The sequence below is a fragment of the Mesorhizobium sp. M1428 genome, from assembly GCF_040317515.1.
Lineage (GTDB): Bacteria > Pseudomonadota > Alphaproteobacteria > Rhizobiales > Rhizobiaceae > Mesorhizobium.
In genome coordinates this window covers 140389-160304 of the sequence record NZ_JAMYKT010000014.1, presented here as the reverse complement: position 1 = coordinate 160304, position 19916 = coordinate 140389, and the positions used below count along the sequence as shown (strand labels likewise).

16 protein-coding genes and 1 pseudogene are annotated in these 19916 nt (G+C 62.4%); 8 read left to right on the top strand and 9 right to left on the bottom strand.

Annotated elements, in window-relative coordinates:
- Nucleotides 1-29 precede the first annotated feature (29 nt).
- Both NKG60_RS20685 and NKG60_RS20680 read right to left on the bottom strand, forming a co-directional pair.
- Entirely contained in the window at nucleotides 30-701 is a 672-nt protein-coding gene (locus NKG60_RS20685; protein WP_352867371.1) for an RNA polymerase sigma factor, read from the bottom strand.
- Between the two features lie 254 nt (nucleotides 702-955).
- Nucleotides 956-2125, bottom strand: a complete 1170-nt coding sequence (locus tag NKG60_RS20680; protein WP_352867373.1) for a cystathionine beta-lyase — start codon at nucleotides 2123-2125, stop codon at nucleotides 956-958.
- Nucleotides 2126-2551: 426 nt separating this feature from the next.
- Between NKG60_RS20680 and NKG60_RS20675 the strand changes: the two genes are divergently transcribed.
- The 4 genes from NKG60_RS20675 to NKG60_RS20660 all read left to right on the top strand — a co-directional run bounded on the left by NKG60_RS20675 (nucleotide 2552) and on the right by NKG60_RS20660 (nucleotide 6812).
- Complete coding sequence (locus NKG60_RS20675; RefSeq protein ID WP_254820740.1) at nucleotides 2552-3580, top strand: amino acid ABC transporter substrate-binding protein; 1029 nt, start codon at nucleotides 2552-2554, stop codon at nucleotides 3578-3580.
- A gap of 63 nt (nucleotides 3581-3643) precedes the next feature.
- Nucleotides 3644-4831: an amino acid ABC transporter permease gene (locus NKG60_RS20670; protein ID WP_352867375.1), complete on the top strand. Its 1188-nt coding sequence runs from the start codon at nucleotides 3644-3646 to the stop codon at nucleotides 4829-4831.
- Nucleotides 4832-4835: 4 nt separating this feature from the next.
- Nucleotides 4836-5993, top strand: a complete 1158-nt coding sequence (locus NKG60_RS20665; RefSeq protein ID WP_352867378.1) for an amino acid ABC transporter permease — start codon at nucleotides 4836-4838, stop codon at nucleotides 5991-5993.
- A gap of 69 nt (nucleotides 5994-6062) precedes the next feature.
- Nucleotides 6063-6812 (top strand): amino acid ABC transporter ATP-binding protein, encoded by a 750-nt coding sequence (locus tag NKG60_RS20660; RefSeq protein ID WP_502911905.1) that lies wholly within the window; start codon nucleotides 6063-6065, stop codon nucleotides 6810-6812.
- 123 nt (nucleotides 6813-6935) lie between these two features.
- Here NKG60_RS20660 and NKG60_RS20655 read toward each other — a convergent pair whose 3' ends face one another.
- On the bottom strand, nucleotides 6936-7376 hold the full coding sequence (locus NKG60_RS20655; protein ID WP_352867384.1) for a YqaA family protein: 441 nt from the start codon (nucleotides 7374-7376) through the stop codon (nucleotides 6936-6938).
- A gap of 13 nt (nucleotides 7377-7389) precedes the next feature.
- A complete protein-coding gene (locus NKG60_RS20650; RefSeq protein ID WP_352975419.1) occupies nucleotides 7390-8826 on the bottom strand; it encodes a multicopper oxidase family protein in 1437 nt (478 codons plus the stop codon).
- Nucleotides 8827-9493: 667 nt separating this feature from the next.
- On the opposite strand from NKG60_RS20650, the gene NKG60_RS20645 reads away from it, so the two are divergent.
- Complete coding sequence (locus NKG60_RS20645; RefSeq protein ID WP_352975418.1) at nucleotides 9494-11410, top strand: multicopper oxidase domain-containing protein; 1917 nt, start codon at nucleotides 9494-9496, stop codon at nucleotides 11408-11410.
- Between the two features lie 73 nt (nucleotides 11411-11483).
- On the opposite strand, the pseudogene NKG60_RS32300 reads toward NKG60_RS20645, so the two are convergent.
- The 3 genes and pseudogenes from NKG60_RS32300 to NKG60_RS20625 form a co-directional block, all read right to left on the bottom strand.
- A pseudogene (locus NKG60_RS32300) lies at nucleotides 11484-12198 on the bottom strand (HoxN/HupN/NixA family nickel/cobalt transporter).
- Nucleotides 12199-12228: 30 nt separating this feature from the next.
- Nucleotides 12229-13251, bottom strand: a complete 1023-nt coding sequence (locus tag NKG60_RS20630) for a cation diffusion facilitator family transporter (protein WP_502911903.1) — start codon at nucleotides 13249-13251, stop codon at nucleotides 12229-12231.
- Nucleotides 13248-13511, bottom strand: coding sequence for a metal-sensing transcriptional repressor (locus NKG60_RS20625; protein ID WP_352867392.1), 264 nt, complete (start codon nucleotides 13509-13511; stop codon nucleotides 13248-13250). Before NKG60_RS20625 ends, NKG60_RS20630 begins: the two co-directional genes overlap by 4 nt.
- 104 nt (nucleotides 13512-13615) lie before the next feature.
- On the opposite strand from NKG60_RS20625, the gene NKG60_RS20620 reads away from it, so the two are divergent.
- Complete coding sequence (locus NKG60_RS20620) at nucleotides 13616-14287, top strand: TIGR02117 family protein (RefSeq protein ID WP_352867394.1); 672 nt, start codon at nucleotides 13616-13618, stop codon at nucleotides 14285-14287.
- Nucleotides 14288-14507: 220 nt separating this feature from the next.
- Here the strand turns inward: NKG60_RS20620 and NKG60_RS20615 are convergent, their stop codons facing one another.
- Together NKG60_RS20615 and NKG60_RS20610 are read right to left on the bottom strand one after the other, a co-directional pair.
- A complete protein-coding gene (locus NKG60_RS20615; RefSeq protein WP_352867397.1) occupies nucleotides 14508-15743 on the bottom strand; it encodes an FAD-dependent monooxygenase in 1236 nt (411 codons plus the stop codon).
- Between the two features lie 19 nt (nucleotides 15744-15762).
- On the bottom strand, nucleotides 15763-16008 hold the full coding sequence (locus tag NKG60_RS20610; protein ID WP_254820632.1) for a zinc-finger domain-containing protein: 246 nt from the start codon (nucleotides 16006-16008) through the stop codon (nucleotides 15763-15765).
- A gap of 149 nt (nucleotides 16009-16157) precedes the next feature.
- On the opposite strand from NKG60_RS20610, the gene NKG60_RS20605 reads away from it, so the two are divergent.
- Together NKG60_RS20605 and ppx are read left to right on the top strand one after the other, a co-directional pair.
- On the top strand, nucleotides 16158-18359 hold the full coding sequence (locus NKG60_RS20605) for an RNA degradosome polyphosphate kinase (RefSeq protein ID WP_352867400.1): 2202 nt from the start codon (nucleotides 16158-16160) through the stop codon (nucleotides 18357-18359).
- Nucleotides 18359-19891, top strand: coding sequence for an exopolyphosphatase (gene ppx / locus NKG60_RS20600; RefSeq protein WP_352867402.1), 1533 nt, complete (start codon nucleotides 18359-18361; stop codon nucleotides 19889-19891). The genes NKG60_RS20605 and ppx overlap by 1 nt, the downstream gene beginning before the upstream one ends.
- Nucleotides 19892-19916: the final 25 nt, after the last annotated feature.

Here is a 19916-nt window from a genome sequence, read left to right as displayed (position 1 = left end):
CCAAACGTTCCCGCGAAAATCGGCGCGGCCTATCCGGAAAGACCAAGCCGCTGCATCACGGCATTGGTCAGCCGCTCGCAGCGCCGGCCGGCGAACGGAAAGGCGTCGAGCAGCACCGGCCCGATCTGGTCGTCCAGCGCTTTGCGCACTAGCACACGGGCGCGGTGGAGCCGGGTCTTGATGGTTTCTGGTCGCACGCCAAGCAGTTCAGCGGTCTCCTCGATGCTCAATCCCTCGATGACTCGCGCCACGAACACCATCCGGTAGACATCGGGAAGACTGTCGGTTGCCCGTTCGACAAGCTCAAGGATCTGCCGTTGCGCCATCGTCCGCTCCGGATCGTCGCTCGGGTTGAGGGGAAACCGGATGATTTCGGCTTGCGGGTTTTCGGGCATCGCTACCATTCGCCGCCTTTTGCGCAAGCGGCCGAGCGCTTCGTTGATGACGATACGCGACAGCCACGTGGCGAGTGAGGCATCGCCGCGAAAGGACTCGAGATGGGCAAAGGCGCTGACATAGGCCTCCTGGACGATGTCCTCGGCCTCGCTGTCGTTACGCACGACGCCGCGGGCGATGCGGTAGAGCCTTTGGTTGTGCGTCTTGATGATGGTACGGAATGCATCGCCATCACGTGCCAGCGCGCGGCCGACAAGCTGCATGTCGCCAGAAGCGGCGGGCGTTGCCGTCAACGCAGCAGGCATGGCCGATCTCCTGATAGGCTTCTCATCGCGACATTGGATGCATCAGCCGACAAAAGGTTCCCGACCGATTCCGCCGGCCAGCCTCAATCAGTGTCAAGGACTGGCATAGGCTGTTCTACCGCCTTCACCGCACCGCCGCCTCTATTTTGTAGACACCGTTTTCATCGGCTGATCGGTCGCATGACATCGCTCAGGATCGCAAGTTTTCCAGGCTGTTACGTCGATTTCCTGACTCAGCCTGGAAAGGTGCTGGCTCAGGCCTCAGCGGCCGCCGCCAGCCCGCGCGCCAGGTCGGCTTTCAAATCCTCGACATCCTCGAGCCCGATCTGCAGACGCACTAGCGGCCCGTCATACGGGCCTTTGGCGACAGTGCGGTCGCCCAGGAATACCGGCACGGCAAGGCTCTCATAGCCGCCCCAGGAATAGCCGAGGCCGAAAAACTTCAACGCGTCGAGGAAGGCGTGCTGCTGCTTCTGTCCGCCGCCTGCAAGAACGATCGAGAAGATGCCGCTCGATCCGCAAAAATCGCGCTTCCACATCGCGTGGTCGGGATGGCTGGGCAGCCCCGGATGCAGCACCTGCGCTACGCCCGGCTGACCCTCCAGCCAGCCGGCGAGGGCAAGCGCGCTCTTTTGATGGCGCTCCAGCCGCACACCCATCGTGCGCAGGCCGCGCAGCACCTGGTAGACGTCGTCAGGCCCGGCGCAGCAGCCCATCGTGTTGAACGTCTCGAAAAGCTGCTTCCAGCAGTCCGCATTGGCCGACACCGTACCGAGCAGCACGTCGGAATGGCCGGCCGGGTATTTCGTCGCCGCGTGGATCGAGATGTCGACGCCATGGTCGAGGGGGCGAAAGTAGAGCGGCGTCGCCCAGGTATTGTCCATCATGACGATGGCGCTGGCGGCATGTGCTGCCTTGGCGATGGCCGGTATGTCCTGCACCTCGAAAGTGTTGGAGGCCGGCGATTCGGTGAACACCACCCTGGTGTTGGGCTTGATCAGCGCCGCGATGCCGGCGCCGATGCGCGGTTCGTAATACTCGACCTCGATGCCCAGCCGCTTCAGCATCATGTCGGCGAGGTTACGGGTCGGATGATAGACGGAATCGACGATCAGCAGATGATCGCCGGCCGACAGGAAGGCGAGCAGCGGCAACGTCACCGCCGCCAGGCCGGACGGCACCGCGACCGTGCCGGCGGAGCCTTCCAGCGCATCGATCGCGCTATTCAGCGCATCGGTGGTCGGCGTGCCGCGCGTGCCGTAGGTGTATTTCTGGCTGCGTGAAGCCATCGTCGCTGCGTTGGGATAGAGCACGGTCGAGGCATGCACCACCGGCGGATTGACGAAGCCGAAATAGTCATGCGGGTTGTTGCCGGAATGGGCGAGCCGCGTGTTGATGCCCATCTCGCTGCCGTCTTTTGCCATTGCTTTTCGTCCCATGGATTGGTCGTTAGCCATAGTGCGGCGGCATTGGCCGCGCAACCGCAGCGCACTCGCCAGGCCAAGCTCTTGAATATGCCAATTCAGCAATGCGCCGTAGTTCTTCTGGACGGCTGCCAGCTGTGCTTGGCAAGTCACGGTCGGACTTTGCCGGCTTTATTGGCGCGCTGACCAATTTGCGGGCGCGTTTGTCTGCAATTTCAGGCATTTCAGGCGGTTGGTTTTCAAAGTCTTTCGAATTCGGTCATTTCCCTTGACCTCACAGGAATAATCGCCTTCGATGTTGTTCGTGAATGGGAGGCAGCGCGTCGATTACGATGCGGGATTCCGGTAATGGGCCGGGATACATAGCTGCGTTCACACGGGAAAAGTCAGGTTCGCCTGGAAAAAACAGAAAAGGGTCTGTGGGTCATGAAACACATTGCAATCGGCGTTTTGGGCGCCGCCGCGTTTGGATTCGCGGCTTCGGCGGCTTCGGCGGCCACGCTCGACGATGTCAAGGCGAAGGGCTTCATCCAATGCGGCGTCTCGACCGGTCTGGCCGGCTTCTCGGCGCCGGACGACAAGGGTGAGTGGCAAGGCATCGACGCGGACTTCTGTCGCGCTGTGGCGGCCGCCGTGTTCGGCGATGGCACCAAGGTGAAGTTTACGCCGCTCAGCGCCAAGGAGCGGTTTACCGCTCTGCAGTCGGGCGAGATCGACATCCTGTCGCGCAACACCACCTGGACCATCAATCGCGACACCGCACTCGGCCTGAACTTCATCGGCACGACTTATTATGACGGCCAGGGCTTCATGATCAACGCCAAGAAGCTTCCGGGCGTGAACTCGGCGCTGCAGCTTTCGGGCGCGGCGGTGTGCGTGCAGAGCGGCACCACGACCGAGCTCAACCTTGCCGACTATTTCAAGTCGAACAAGATGGAGTACAACCCGGTCGTCTTCGAAAAGCTGGAAGAGGTCAACGCCGCCTATGATGCCGGCCGCTGCGACGTCTACACCACCGACCAGTCGGGCCTCTATGGTATCCGCCTGACCCTCGGCGCGCCGGCCGACCATGTCGTGTTGCCTGAGATCATCTCCAAGGAACCGCTTGGGCCGGCCGTGCGCCAGGGCGACGACCAGTGGTACCACATCGTCAAGTGGACCTATTTCGCGCTGCTCGACGCCGAGGAGCTCGGCATCACCAAGGCCAATGTCGACGAGATGAAGAACTCGGACAGTCCCGAGATCAAGCGCGTGCTCGGCCAGGAAGCCGACACTAAGATCGGCACCGATCTCGGTGTCTCCAATGACTGGGTCGTTAACATCGTCAAGGCCGTCGGCAATTACGGCGAGATGTTCGAGCGCAATGTCGGCTCCGGCAGCCCGCTGAAGATCGCGCGCGGCATCAACGCGCTGTGGACCAAGGGTGGCCTGCAATACGCTCCGCCGATCCGCTGATCGACAATGGATACGGAAGGCAGATCGTCTGCCTTCCGGTCTCTCTTTCCAGGGGACTGTCGAATGGCATCGCAGGAAGTTCTTCGCGAGGAGCCAAGCCGCGGTTCCTTCATCAATGATCCTCGCGTCCGCGGTATATTCTTTCAGGCAGTGGTCCTCGTCCTGCTGGTAGCGGGAGTCTGGTGGGTTACCCACAACGTCATCGTCAATCTGACACGCTTGCACATCGCCTCCGGCTTCGGCTTTCTCAAGGGCCGCGCCGGTTTCGACATCAGCGAAAGTGCCATCGCTTATTCGTCAGATTCGACTTATTTCCGAGCCATCCTGGTCGGCTTCATCAACACCGTGATCGTGGCCGTCGTCGGCATCATCACCGCCACCATCATCGGTTTCATCGTCGGCATCGGCCGACTGTCGCGCAACTGGCTGATCAGGAAGATCTGCACGGTCTATGTCGAGGTGTTTCGCAACATCCCGCCGCTGCTGGTCATCTTCTTCTGGTATTCCGGCGTGCTTGCGGTGCTGCCGCCGCCGCGCGAGAGCATCAATTTGCCGTTCGGCTCCTTTCTCAACCAGCGCGGCTTCTATTTTCCGCGCGCTATTTGGGGCGACGGCTCCTGGCTGATCCTGGTCGCTCTGCTCCTCGGCATCGCTATGGCCTGGTTCGTTGCCCGCAAGGCGCGACAGCGGCAGATGGCGACGGGTCAGCCGTTCCCGGTGCTCTGGACATCCATAGCGTTGATCGTCGGCCTGCCGCTGCTGGCCTACGCGTTGAGCGGCTTTCCGTTGAGCTTCGAATTCCCGAAACAATCGACCTTCAACCTGGTCGGCGGCTTTCAGGTCAGGCCGGAGTTCCTGTCACTTTATCTGGCGTTGTCCTGCTATACGGCCGCCTTCATCGCCGAGATTGTGCGCGCCGGCATCAGGGGCGTCAGCACGGGCCAGACCGAGGCGGCCGCGGCACTCGGGCTGCGCTCGGGATCGATCCTCAGGCTTGTCGTCGTGCCGCAGGCGATGCGCATCGTTATCCCGCCGCTGACCAGCCAGTATCTCAACCTGACCAAGAACTCTTCGCTCGCCATCGCCATCGGCTATCCGGACCTGACGGCGACCGCTGGCACTGTCTTGAACCAGACCGGGCAGGCGGTCGAAGGCGTGGTGATCATGATGGCTGTCTATCTCGCGCTCAGCCTGATCACGTCGGCGATCATGAACGTCGTCAATGCCAGGATGGCGCTGGTGGAGAGGTAGGGCCATGCAGGAACACGACATGTCCTGGGTGCGGACGGAGATGGTGCTGGCGCAGCCGGCGCCGTCGAGCGAGCGTGGCCTCACCGCCTGGATCCGCAAGAACCTGATTGCCACCACGGGCGACACCATCCTCACGATCGTCGGCATCGCGCTGGTCGCTATGATCCTGCCGCAGATCGTCAATTGGGCCTTCATCAACGCCCAGTGGATCGGACCGGACCGCTCGGTCTGCGCCACCGTGGCGCAAGGCGGCATCCAGCCGGATGGCTGGACCGGTGCTTGCTGGGCATTCGTCAACGCCAAGTTCGGCCAGTTCATGTTCGGCACCTATCCTATCGAGGAGCGTTGGCGGCCGATCGTTGTGGCCATCCTGTTCGTGGCACTGCTGGTACCATTGCTCATCCCGCGCGTACCGCGCAAAGGGCTGAACGCCATTCTTCTCTTCCTGGCGCTGCCGATCGTCGCCTTCGTTCTGCTGGTCGGCGGCATGTTCGGCCTGCCGCATGTCGAGACGTCGCGTTGGGGTGGGCTGCTGGTGACGCTCAGCCTGTCCTTCGTCGGCATAGCCGTGTCGCTGCCGATCGGCATCGTGCTGGCGCTCGGCCGGCGCTCGAACATGCCGATCGTCAAGCTGCTGTGCGTGGTCTTCATCGAGACGGTACGCGGCATCCCGCTGATTACCGTGCTGTTCTTTGCCAGCGTCATGCTGCCGCTGTTCCTGCCGGCCGGCGTCAGCTTCGACAAGTTCCTGCGCGCGCTGATCGGCGTGTCGCTGTTTGCCGCCGCCTACATGGCCGAAGTGGTGCGCGGCGGCCTGCAGGCGATCCCCAAAGGCCAGTATGAGGGCGCCGATTCGCTCGGCCTCAGCTACTGGCAGAAGATGGGTCTGGTCGTCATGCCGCAGGCGCTGAAGCTGGTCATTCCCGGCATCGTCAACACCTTCATCGGCATGTTCAAGGACACCAGCCTGGTCATCGTCATCTCGATGTTCGACCTCCTCGGCATCGTCAAGCAGAACTTCTCCGACGCCAATTGGGCGACGCCGCAGACGGCCAGATCCGGCCTGGTGTTCGCGGCCTTCATCTTCTGGCTGTTCTGCTTCGGCATGTCGCGCTATTCAATGTATACGGAACGCCGTCTCGACACCGGCCACAAACGCTAAAAAGGGGACCTTGTCATGGTCATAGAAAACGCCGTCAGCGCGGAAGAGATCAAGGTCAATGCCGCCAAGATGCACATTTCCACCACCGATGTCGCCATCGACATCATTGCCATGCACAAATGGTACGGCGAATTCCATGTGCTGAAGGACATCAATCTAAAGGTGATGCGCGGCGAGCGGATCGTCATCTGCGGCCCGTCGGGCTCCGGCAAATCGACGATGATCCGCTGCATCAACCGGCTGGAGGAACACCAGAAGGGCAAGATCATAGTCGACGGCAAGGAACTGACCAACGATCTGAAGAAGATCGACGAGGTGCGCCGCGAGGTCGGCATGGTGTTCCAGCACTTCAACCTGTTCCCGCATCTGACCATTCTGGAAAATTGCACGCTGGCGCCGATCTGGGTGCGCAAGATGCCGCGGAAGCAGGCCGAGGAAATCGCCATGCATTTCCTCAAGCGCGTCAAGATCCCGGAACAGGCCAACAAATATCCCGGCCAGCTTTCCGGCGGCCAGCAACAGCGCGTGGCGATCGCCCGCTCGCTGTGCATGAACCCGCGCATCATGCTTTTCGACGAGCCGACCTCGGCTCTCGATCCGGAAATGATCAAGGAAGTGCTGGAGACGATGGTCGGGCTGGCCGAGGAAGGCATGACCATGCTCTGCGTCACCCACGAAATGGGCTTTGCGCGCAAAGTCGCCAACCGGGTGATCTTCATGGATCAGGGTCAGATCGTCGAGCAGAACACGCCGTCCGAGTTCTTCGACCACCCGCGCCATGAGCGCACGAAGCTGTTCCTGTCGCAGATCCTGCACTGATCCTGTACGCCGGTTCGGGACAAGACCGGCGGACGGCCTCTCTGCCTTGCTTGGCTCCGTGCCTATTCGACGAGTGGTGATGCTCGGGGGATCTGCCCTTTGGTCGATGGCGAGCATCGAGAACTATATTAGCACCCACAATCCTCCTGCGACGATCACCGCATATCGTGCAGCCTTGCCCAATGCGACAAGCATCACGAATACGCCGAGATGGATGCGGGCCGCGCCTGCCGCGACGGTGAAGGCGTCCCCGACGACCGGCAGCCAGGCGAACAGGAGCAAGAACGCACCAAAGCGGCGAAAGGTCCGGCTCGCCCGCTCGTATCGTTCACGAGTGACGGGAAACCATCGCCTGGACTGGAGCATGTCGATGCCACGCCCCAGCATCCAGTTCACCACCGAGCCGAGCGTGTTGCCGATCGTGGCGATCGCACAAAGCAGCACCGGATCGCCACGGCCGCCGGCGATCAAGCCGGCGAGCACAACTTCCGACGAGAACGGCAAGATCGTTGCGGCGAGGAATGCGCTGGTGAACAGGACGCCATAGATTGCCAGTGCAGCCACGTCGAACGACCGACTAGGCCTGCACGTCGACGATGCCCATCATGCCGAGCTGCTCGTGCTCCAGGATGTGGCAATGATACATCCTCCGCCCGGGGCGATCCTGGCGCAGCAAAAGCCGCACCGTTTCGCCGCGTGCCACGTTGACCGTGTCCTTCCAGGCGAGATAGGCCGGTTTCGAGACCTGCCCACGACGTTCGTGCTCGACCACCTGGAACTGCGTCCCGTGCACATGGAACGGATGGTCCATGTCGGCCTTGTTGACGATTTCCCAGAGCTCGACCTGTCCTGTTTTTGACACCACGTCGATGCGGCCCATGTCGAACGCCGCGCCGTTGATCAGGAATCCCATCTGCATATCCGTCGCGCCCATCGTCATCGTTTCGGTGAACACGAAACGCCGGCTGACAGCAGGGGTGCCAAGTTGTGCAATTGGTCGAAGCCTTTCCGGCAGCGGAGGAAACGTCTCTGCAGGCGTGTCCGAAACATTAACCGTAAGCAATGTCTGGCCTGCATCGGCGGGGCGGCCTGCGCCCATCCAGCCGCGATCGTAGTCGAGCGTGTTCAGGGTGACGGGGCCGGGCTTCTCAAACGAGACGATCAGTTCAAGGCGTTCCGCCGGGCTGAGCAGGACGTCCTTGGCTGCCACCGGCGCCTCCAGCAGACCGCCATCGGTGCCGATGATCGTCATGGGTGCGCCGTCGAAGGAGAGCCGCAAAAAGCGCGCGTTGGTCGCGTTGTAGAACCGAAATCGCCGCTTTGTTCCAAACGGGACCGATAGGGCGGGATTTTTCTGTCCGTTGACCAGCACGTGATCGCCGACGCGCCCGTTCATCAAATCGACCATGGTGTTGTCCGGCATGGTGCCGTCGGCGGCAAGGCGAAGGTCTGTGAACACCAGCACAGTGTCGCCATACTCGGCCGGGATCGGGTCCGCCTTCGGCTTGACCACGAACGCGCCGGCAAGCCCGCGATAGACCTGCTCGGCCGTCTTGCCGTGCGGATGCGGATGATACCAGTAGGACCCCGCGCTTCCTTCGGGCAGTTCGAAGCTGTAGGTGCGCTCCGTGCCCGTCGCAACGGGGTCCATCGGATTGCCATCCTGGTCAGCCGGAACCGGCATGCCATGCCAATGGATGGTGCTCGTCTCTTCAGGAATTCGGTTCGTGAATGCAATCTCGACACGGTCGCCTTCAGTCACCTCGATCAATGGCCCCGGGCTCATGCCATTGTACCCAAGGATTGGCGTGTCGAGCCCCGCTGCAAAGCGAACCATGGCGGGTTCAGCCGTGAGGTTCGCTCTGAACAGGCGGGGCGTATCGGCTTCATTGACTAGCAGCTGTAACTCGCGCAACGCCTGGCCCTCAGGCAGCATGGCTGCGCTTTTTGGCGCCGCGCCCATGTCGTGGCCCGCCTGCCCCATATCCATGCCGGGCATCTCGTCCATCTTCATCTGGGCGATGGCGCGCGGACTAGCGAGAACCGTGGCAGCGCCTGCCGCCAGAAAACTGCGTCGATTCATGTGTTGTCTCCGAGATTAAGGTCACGCGCGTCGGCACGCGGTATAGCTCAGGTGGCACGCTCCGTAGCCAGATTGACATTGGCCTCGGTCACGTCATGCCACCCGTCTTCAGCGCCTTTTCGGGCGGGCGACACAGGAGGCGCAAGGTCATGCCCCTCGGTGCCAATCTGAATCGCGGGAGCGGAAACAGGCTCGTCTGGGATTCGAGGAGTGACGGCAGTCATGGGTTTGCAGCTCCAACCGGGCAGTTGCCACACGACATAAAGGTTCCCATCATGGGAAGGTCAAGAGGCAAATTTCGATGTGCTGCCTCGGCACAGCAGCGATGATTTGAGCTGGCTCAAAAGCCCTTGACCTTCCCGTGATGGGAAGCCTCATGACAACCCCACTAGGGGAGAGCCGCAATGATAAGACTGAAAGTTCCGGAAATGGGCTGCGGGCAGGCGTCATCAGATCAGTCGGTTACAACGAAAAATAGGCCGCCCGTGCGGCGTACGGCCGGCACGGATCATAAGCGCGCCAGCCGCGTTTGTTGCCATTAGGAGTTGCATAACAAGCCGCGTGGGCACGTGCGGCGGCAGGTCAAGGGCTCATCCTGATGCTTATCCAACCGATCGATTATTTCCTCGTCGTCTGGTTCGCGCTGGCGCTGGCTTCGAGGCTTTATGTCGGCTTCGACCAATATCGCAACAATCCCGAGCCGGTGGTGATGAAATGGGGCTTCATCCTGGTCACCCTCTATATGGGTCCGCTCGGCTTGCTGCTCTACGTGCTCGCCGACAAGGAGCCCCGGCCGGGCGAGCATGAACTCTTCACCCGGCCGCTCTGGAAGCAGGGCGTCGGCTCCACCATCCACTGCGTCGCCGGCGATGCCACCGGCATCATTCTTGCCGCCGCCATCACGGCGGCGCTTGGCCTGCCGATGTGGATCGACCTGATCGTCGAATATCTCGCCGGCTTTGCCTTCGGCCTGTTCATCTTCCAGTCGCTGTTCATGAAATCGATGATGGGCGGCACCTATCGGGAGAACGTACGCAAGAGCTTCCTGCCCGAGTTCATCTCGATGAACTTCATGATGGCCGGCATGGCGCCGGTCATGAGTTTTCTGATGATGGGCCGCGACATGCGCGCGATGGAACCGACGGAGCTGTTGTTCTGGGGCGTGATGTCGATCGGCGTCATCGCCGGCTTTGCGCTTGCCTACCCGGCCAATGTCTGGCTGGTCGCCCGCGGCTTGAAGCATGGGTTGATGACACAGCGCGCGCAGGCAGCCGGCATCGATGGTCGAGAGCAGCCTGGAACGAGGCAACATGCGCAGATGCAAATGCAGCAGGCCGACGCCAGTGGCCATCGCGGACAGCGCCACAATATGGCTTCCCACAAAGGCAAAGGCGGCGGCCATCACATGGAGACAGATGCCACGACGCCGCAGGTCGCTGCCCTGGGTGCCGTCTCCCTGCTGGCGCTCGCCATCGGCATGGTCGCGCCTGCGAACTGGCTGAACCTGACGCTGTCGGCACGCGACGTTGGCGGGGTGATCATGCCGCAAGGCATGATCATGGATCGCGACACGCCGGCCGATACGATGCGCGACATGGCCGCTACCGATCCACGCCTCGTGGCCGCCTCTTATGGCCTGACGGCAAGGGGCGACCAGGAACTGCCTTTTCGGATGGAGAACGGCATCAAGGTGTTCGAGCTCAGGCCTTCAGTGGTCCGCTGGCAGATCCTGCCGGACGTCGCGGTCGACGCCTATGCCTATAATGGCCAGATTCCCGGTCCGCGAATTCACATTCGTCAGGGCGATCGGGTCAGGATCAACGTTACCAACGGCCTGCCCGAGGAAACGACGGTGCATTGGCATGGCTTGATCTTGCCGAACCAGATGGATGGGCCGGCCGAAATCACGCAGGCGCCGATCGAAACCGGCCAATCCTATTCATACGAATTCACTGCAACCCAGCACGGAACCTATTTCTACCACCCCCATGCGAAGCCCGACCGGACCCAGGCACTCGGCCTCTACGGTGCGCTGATCATCGATCCCGCCAATCCCGCCGACGAGGTCGCGGCCGACCATGACTACGTCATCGAGCTTCAGGAATGGCTGGTGCGGGAAGGGCTGACCTACCCGTCGATGCCGATGGACGGCGGCATGCCGAATTTCTTCACCATCAACGGCAAGGCCTATCCCTCGACCGAGACGATCCCGATGAAGGTCGGCGAGACGCTCAAGGTGCGGTTCATCGGCACCAACAACGGCTTCATCCATCCGATGCATATCCATGGCGGACCGTTCGAGGTCGTTGCCCGCGACGGCGAAACGATTCCTGCGTCCGGTCGTTTCCTTGCCGATACGATCAACGTCGGGCCTGGTCAGCGCTACGACGTGATCTGGAAGGCGCAGCGTCCGGGCAAATGGCTGATCCATTGCCACATCCCGCATCACACCACGAACAACAATGTCGAGGAGAAGGGCGGCGGCGGGCTGATGGTCGTCATCGATGTGACATGACCGACGTCGCCTGGGCTCGTTCCAACCGCTGCACCGGCCCGGACGCCTGCAGTGGCTGAAACCATATTTTCTCTCAGGTTGATGTGATCTGCCAGACAGCGACGCCGGCAAGGGCGAGACCGGCGGCGCCCTCGATGGTCCGGGAGATGGTTTCGAACAGCCGTGGCTGGCGCGCGAAAAACTGTACAAGCCGTTCCCGAAACAGGATCGACAACACCGCGACGCAGGACAGCGTCAGCGCCACGCCGACCATCATGGTGATGGCAAACAGGACGCCCGCGACCGGAACACCCCTGGAGATCGCGAAAGTCATCGCGAAAAGCGTCAGCGGGCATGGGATCAGGCCTGCCATGACGCCGACAGCCTCGCCCTCGTGCCTGTGGTGATGGCTGTGGCTCAAAGCGCGCCAGAGCAATCCAGACGCCAATGAGGCCCAGCAATCCGCGACTGATATGCTCCAGAAGCGGAGCGCGGCCGACGCTGCCCAATGCTATGGAAACCAGTGGCAGCGAGAGAGCCGCAATCAGAACGGCAATCGTCACATGCGTGAACGATAGCGTGATAGATACGAGCAGGCCGCGCGAGACCTTCGCATCCGAACCGGCAAGATAAGTCGCCAGCACGGCCTTGCTGTGACCCGGCGTCAGCGCATGGGCAGCCCCGAACACGACACCCATCGGCAGGAAGGCCACGAACGCCAGCCAATTGCCTCCTGCCGAAAGCAGCTTGATCTGTTCGCCGAGCGTCAGATAGATCGTGCGCTGAAATTCGACGAGCGTCTGGAACATCGGACGAGACTAGCAGAAAATCGGCGAGCGTCAGTGCATGTGGCCATGGTCCTGCGTGTGCTCGTGAGGATGGTCGTTCTCTCCACGTTCGGTTGAAAACCGCACATTCGCCTCAGCCAAGGCCGGCATATGCTGGGACAGTTCGTCCTTCAGCGCTGCTGCGATCTTGTTCGCATCCGACAGCGGCAGGCTTTCGTCTGCGGCAATTGCGATGTCGGCGTGCAATCGATGACCGATCCAGCGCGCCTTGGCATCGACAATGCGTGCGCCCAGAACATGCTCGGCGGCATGTCGGATTTCATCCATCACACCGGGTTCGATTCCATCCAGCATGCGGGTCAGCACCGAGCGGGCCGATTGCCAGACGATACCGAAGATCGCAATCGTGATCAGCAGGCCGACGATCGGGTCGGCCAAGGAAAAACCGAGCCAGACGCCGAGGGCTCCGATGACCACGGCAAGACTGGTAAGTCCGTCGGTGCGGGCGTGGTAGCCGTCGGCAATCAGTGCCGCGCTGTTGATTTCGCGGCCGACGCGGATACGGAACACGGCAACCGCCTCATTGCCGAGGAAGCCGACAATGCCCGCCGCAGTCAGCCAGCCGAGGTGTGTCACCACTTGTGGATTGATCAGCCTGTCGATGGCTTGGTAGGCGGCGACTACAGCGCTGAACAGGATGATGAGCACGATGATGATGCCGGCCAGATCCTCGACCCGACCCAAGCCATAGGTGAAGGTTCGCGACGGCTTGCGCCGCGCCAGCACGAACGCAATCCATAGCGGGATCGCCGTGGTCGCGTCGCCGATGTTGTGGATCGTGTCGGCCAGCAGCGCCACACTTCCCGACAACGCAACCACGACCATCTGCAATGCCGCGGTGATGGCCAGGATCACAAACGACCATTTGATTGCCCAGATGCCCCGGTCGGTGGTGGCAATTGTCGCATCGATGACGCCATGGGTGTGGCCGTGCGAACCGTGATCGCCATGATGATGTGCGGCGTGCGAGCCGAACCCGAGCCATTCCAGAATGGGGGCTACAATGGCATTCATAGATACTTCGCCAGCTGCTTGAGTTCCGCCAGCGAGTTGCCGCCGGTTTCCACGCTGTCCGTCAGGCAGTGCTCGATATGGTCGTTGATCAGCCCGCGCTTGGCGCTGCTGATCGCTTTTTCGACGGCATGAAGCTGCTGCGCCAGGTCAACGCAAGGGCGATGCGCCTCGATCATGGCCAGCACCGCCGCAAGGTGGCCTTGCGCGCGCTTCAGCCGCTTTATGATGGAAGGATGCGAGGCGTGGAGGTGATCTGACATGCCTCAGCATATCCTCCGGGGGAGGATATGCGTCAAGCTCTAAGTCAGCTGTGCAACTTTCGGAGAGGCTTCACCTTGAGCGTTGCTTGTTCTATGCCTTTCCCATGAAGAAGCTTGCCCGTTTTCTTGGCCTGCTGGTCGTTGCAGCAGTCCTTGCGGTGGCGCTGGGCACGCTGCTGCCGCGCCCGCTCTGGCCGGCGGCCATTGCCGATCCGATCGGCACAAGCCACCGTATCCTGGTGCTGCAAAATCCGATCCACACCGACATCGCCATCCCGGTCGACGACGATGTGCGCCGGCGCTTCCACTTTCTGGTCGATGCCGGCATTCCGGTCGACATGGCGGAGGTCCGCTACATCGTCTTCGGCTGGGGCGGCCGCGCCTTCTATCTGGAGACGCCGACCTGGTCGGAGCTGAAGGCAGTGCCGGTGATGAAGGCGCTGACCGTCGATGCCTCGGTGATGCATGTCGACATTTCCGGCGAAATCGCCGAGCCGCATCCCGACGTCGCCGGCTTCGATATCGGCGACGAACGCTTTACCGCGCTGCTCGATTACATTGCGGCAAGTTTCCAGCAGGGGCCGAACGGGGCCATCCTGATCGAGAATGCGGCCTATTCCCGCTTCGATCGTTTCTTCGAAGCCAATGGTCATTTCAATTCGCTGATCGGCTGCAACACCCGGACGGCGGCGGCACTGCGCACGGCCGGCCTGCGCACCGGATGGTGGAATCCGCTGCCGGCCTCACTCGGCCTGTCGATGCGGCTTTACAATTGACCGGGCGTTTCCAGCCGATCAGAGCCGCGATCCTTCGCGCGCCACTCTGTCCTATCGGACATCTCCCCCACGAGGGGGGAGATTAGCGGCTTCGGCGCCTTGCCAGGTCATGCAACCTTGAAGATTGGCGAAAGCCAATGTGATGGCCAATCTCCCCCCAATTGGGGGAGATGTCCGGCAGGACAGAGAGGGGCGCTGTCCCGCCAGCCTGTCGTGCGTATCATCGCGCGCCATCGTCCAACGCCCGCCAGCCATAGAGCCAGTCGAGATCGGCGGCGAGCTTTTCGGGTGAGCGCATCGCCAGGAACAGGTTGCGGACCATCGCCACCGGCCCGGCCGCATGCCAGGCGAGGCGATTGACGGCGCCGCGGCGGGCAACCTGGGCGACGCGCGGCCGCCGCGCCTGTTCCCAGGCGGCAAGTGCCCGCTCAAGATCGGCTGGCGAAGCGGCAACGAAGCCGGCAAGCGTCGCCGCGTCCTCGATCGCCATCGCCGCGCCCTGCGCGGCAAACGGCGTCATCGCGTGCGCCGCATCGCCGATCAGCGCGATGCCTTGCGGCGTCGTCCACCGCCGCTGCTCGACGGTGTGGATCGGCCATGCCGTCCATGGTGCCGCTTCGCTCGCCAGACGGACCAGCGCCGGCGCGGTACCGTGCATGGCGCTTGAGAGGCTGGCGGGGTCGGCATGCCCCGACCAGCCCTCGGCGATACGCTTGCCCTTGGTGAAGGCGGCGAGATTGAAGGCAGTGCCACGGCTGACCGGATAAGCGACCATATGGAAGCCGGGATAGAGGAATGCGCTAACGCAATCGGGCGCACCGATCACCTTTAGGGCTTGTCCGGCGGGGCTGTCGGCGGCCACCGTGGCGCGCCAGGCAAGCTCGCCCGAAAACCGGCTCCTACCGAATTCGGCCGCCTTGCGGGCAAGCGTTTCTCGCACCGAAGACCAGACGCCATCCGCGCCGATCAGCAACGATGCTTCCGTTTTGATGGCCGTGCCGGCAACCTCTACCGTTGCGGTGATGCCATGCGGTTTGACAGCGGCACCGATGACGAGAGCGCCGGTGACAAGTTCGATGCCGGGCCGCTCGGCTATCCGCTCCATCAGCGCTGACTGCAGATCCGCGCGGTGGGCAACGAGATAGGGCGCGCCCCAGCGCGTTTCGGCCGCCTGGCCAAGCGGTACGCGCGCCAGCTCGCGCAGCGTGGCGGCATCCTTGAGCACGACCGCCTCCGGCCGCACCGCCGTCGGCAGCAGCCGATCGAGTACGCCGAGCTGCCGTAGGATGCGCGTCGCGTTGGGTGAAAGCTGGATACCGGCGCCGGCAGCCTCGAGGTGCTGCGCCTGTTCGAACAGTTTTATCCGATAGCCGCGCTCGGCGAAGGCCAGTGCCGCGCTCAGCCCGGCGACGCCCGCCCCGGCGATGACCACCTGCCGGCACTGCGTTTCCTGCATCAGGCTTATCGCGGAAGAATCAGGCGGCCTGGTCGATATAGAGGCAGCCCGGCGGCTGCGTTTCCAAGGCCTTCAGCTTCGGCGAATAGCGATAGAGCGTCGAGCAGTAGGGGCAGACCTTTTCATTGTCGTCACCCATGTCGAGAAATACATGCGGATGGTCGAAAGGCGGATTGGCGCCGGTGCACATGAATTCCTTGACGCCGATGTCGATTGCCGGATAGCCCGCATCGTTCTGGAAATGGGGAATGGAACCGCCTGCCATCGTCGTCTCCTGATCTTATCGATTGCATCTGGATCATAACCCGTCTCTTTGCAAGATCGATGAAATGAAACTGTCGCAAAAGCCTGTCAGAGGATAAGTTAAGCCGGTTAAGGCTGTGGTCGTCGAACGGTGTGGGAAGAGCGGAAACCATGAACGAACTGAAGCCGGTCCAGAACGAATTCATCACCGTTGAGGCGGCGAGCCGCGAAGGCGGCAATCCCGACCGCTTCGTCAACCGCGAGTTTTCCTGGCTGCAATTCAACCGGCGCGTGCTCGAAGAGTCGCTGAACGCCAATCATCCGCTGCTCGAGCGTGTTCGCTTCCTGTCGATATCGGCAGCCAATCTCGACGAGTTCTTCATGGTCCGCGTCGCCGGTCTTGCCGGCCAGGTGCGCGAGGGCATCGTGCTGAAGAGCCCGGATGGCCGCACGCCCGAGCAGCAGCTCGAACAATTGCTGCGCGAGGTCGAGCGCCTGCAGGAGGACCAGCAAAAAAGCCTTTCGGCGCTGATGCTGCTGCTCGACAAGGAAGGCATTGAGAGCATCACTCGCGAGGCGCTGAGCAAGGACGAGAAGGCCTGGCTGGAGGACCATTTCCAGGAGCAGGTATTTCCGGTGCTGACGCCGTTGTCGATCGATCCGGCGCATCCGTTCCCGTTCATTCCCAATCTCGGTTTCTCGATGGCGCTGCAATTGCGCCACCGCAAGAACGGCGAGGAGATGAGTGCGCTTTTGCGCCTGCCGATGGCGCTGAAGCGGTTCATCCGTTTGCCGGATCGCAAGCGCCATGTCCGCTTCATCCCGCTCGAGGAGGCGGTCGGTCTTTATATCGGCAAGCTGTTCCCAGGCTATGAGGTCAAGGGCTCCGGCACGTTCCGCATCATCCGCGACAGCGATATCGAGGTCGAGGAAGAATCAGAGGATCTGGTGCGGCTGTTCGAGACGGCGCTGAAGCGCCGCCGCCGCGGTTCGGTCATCCGTATCGAATTCGACATGCTGATGCCGCCCGAGTTGCGCGACTTCGTTGCCGGCGAGCTTGGCGTCTCGGCAAGCCGCATCAGCGTGCTCACCGGTCCGCTGGCGCTCAGCCAGATTTCGGAGATCGTCGCCGTCGCCCGCGACGATCTGAAATTCACCCCCTACAATCCGCGCTTTCCCGAGCGCATCCGCGAGCATGGCGGCGATTGCTTTGCCGCCATCCGCGAGAAGGACATCATCGTCCACCACCCCTATGAATCCTTCGACGTCGTGGTGCAGTTCCTGCGCCAGGCAATGGCCGACCCGGAAGTGGTGGCGATCAAGCAGACGCTCTACCGCACCTCCAACGACAGCCCGATCGTGCGCGCTCTGGTCGACGCCGCCGAGGCCGGCAAGTCGGTGACGGCGCTGGTCGAGCTCAAGGCGCGTTTCGACGAGGAGGCCAACATCCGATGGGCGCGCGACCTCGAGCGCGCCGGCGTCCAGGTCGTTTTCGGCTTTCTCGAACTGAAGACCCACGCAAAGATGTCGCTGGTGGTGCGGCGCGAGGATGGGAGGCTGCGCAATTACGTGCATCTGGGCACCGGCAACTACCACCCGGTCACCGCCCGCATCTACACCGACCTGTCCTTCTTCACCACCGACCCGACAATCGCGCGCGATGTCGCCCAATTGTTCAACTTCATCACCGGCTATGCCGAGCCGGCCGAGCAGATGCGGCTGGCCATCTCGCCGTTCACGCTGCGCGACCGCATCCTCCAGCACATTTCGGACGAGATCAGCCACGCGCTGGAGGGCAGGCCGGCCCGCATCTGGATGAAGATGAATGCGCTGGTCGATCCGATCGTCATCGATGCGCTCTACGATGCCAGCCGCGCCGGCGTCGAGATCGATCTCGTCGTGCGCGGCATCTGCTGCCTGAGGCCGCAGGTGCCCGGCCTATCGGAGAACATCAGGGTGAAGTCGATCGTCGGCCGTTTCCTCGAGCACAGCCGCATCTACTGCTTCGGCAACGGCCACGGCCTGCCATCGGACGGGGCGATCGTCTACATCTCCTCGGCCGATTTGATGCCGCGCAATCTCGACCGCCGCGTCGAGACCATGGTGCCGATCACCAATCCAACTGTGCATGAGCAGGTGCTCGGCCAGATCATGCTCGGCAACATCATGGACAACCAGCAAAGTTTCGACGTATTGGCTGACGGAACCTCCCGGCGCGTCGTGCTGGAAGAGGGCGAGGAACCGTTCAACGCGCAGGAATATTTCATGACTAATCCGAGCCTGTCCGGACGGGGCGATGCGTTGAAGTCGCATGCGCCCAAGCGTATCGCGCAGTTCAAACGCCGCAAGAGACAGAACGCAGCGACGGGCTGATGATTTCAGCGTCCCAGGGCCGGCTCCAGGACCGCCGACCGCTGTCCATCATCGATATCGGGTCGAACTCGATCCGTCTTGTCATCTATGAGGGGCTGGCGCGCTCGCCGACCTTGCTGTTCAACGAAAAGATGCTGGCCGGCCTCGGCCGCGGCATCGTTTCGACCGGAAAACTCGATCCCGAGGCGGTGACGCGCTCGATGGAAGAGTTCCGCCGCTTCCGCGCGCTCTCCGACCAGGCCGGCGCGGAGCGCATGTATGTGCTGGCGACCGCCGCCGCTCGCGAGGCCGTCAACGGCCCCGACTTCATCCACCGCGCCGAGGATGTGCTCAAGACCGAGATCCAGGTGCTGAGCGGCCGCGAGGAAGCCCATTATTCGGCACTCGGCGTGATCTCCGGGTTCCACCCGGCCAACGGCATTGCCGGCGACCTTGGCGGCGGCAGCCTCGAACTGATCGACATCGATGGTGAGACGATCGGTGACGGCATCACGCTGCCGTTGGGCGGCTTGCGCCTGCAGGACATGGCGAAGAACTCGCTGGCCCAGGCGGCAAGGATCACGCGCGAGCAACTGGCGCGGGCGAAATTGCTGAAGGGCGGGCAGGGCAGGGCGTTCTACACGGTCGGCGGCACCTGGCGAAACCTCGCCCGGCTGCACATGGAAATGACCAACTACCCGCTCGGCGTCATGCACCATTACGAGATCGGCATCGAAAGCGCCGCGAATTTCCTCCGGCAGGTCGCCAAGGCCGAGATCGACAAGATCAAAGGCATCGAGGGCATCTCCAAGAACCGCCGCTCGCTGCTGCCCTATGGCGCCATCGTGCTGCAGGAGATCATGGCGGCGATGCAGCCGTCGAAGATCATCGTCTCGGCGCTGGGCGTGCGCGAGGGCTTTCTCTATTCGCTGCTCGACAAGGCCGAGCAGAAAGCCGATCCGCTGATCTCGGCGGCAGAAGAGCTTGCCCGCCTGCGCTCGCGCTCGGTCGACCACGCGCATGAGCTTGTCGAGTGGACCGGCAAGGCCTTCGCCGCCTTCGGCATCGACGAAACCAGGGATGAGGCGCGCTACCGCCACGCCGCCTGCCTGCTCGCCGACATCGGCTGGCGCGCCCATCCCGAATATCGCGGCAAGCAATCGCTCAATATCATCGCCCATGCCTCCTTCATCGGCGTCGACCATCCCGGCCGCGCCTTCCTGGCGCTTGTCAGCCTGTTTCGCCACGAGGGCGTGTTCAATGAAGCCGCTCCGGAAATCCGCGGGCTGGCGACACCGCGCTACCTCGAGCGCGCCCGCGTGCTGGCCGCGCTGCTGCGCGTCGTCTATTTGCTGACCGCGGCAATGCCCGGCGTCATGCCGCGGTTGAAATGGGAAAACCGCGGCAATGGCGTGCTGGCGCTGGTGCTGCCGGCAGCGCTGGCCGATCTTTACGGCGAGCGGCCGGCCGGCCGGCTGGCACAACTGGCAAGGGTCACTAACCGTCGGCTGGTGCTGGCGGTCGAGGGTGGGCCGAGCATGTCGGTGAAGTGAACGGACGGTCCGAGGCTGAATTCCG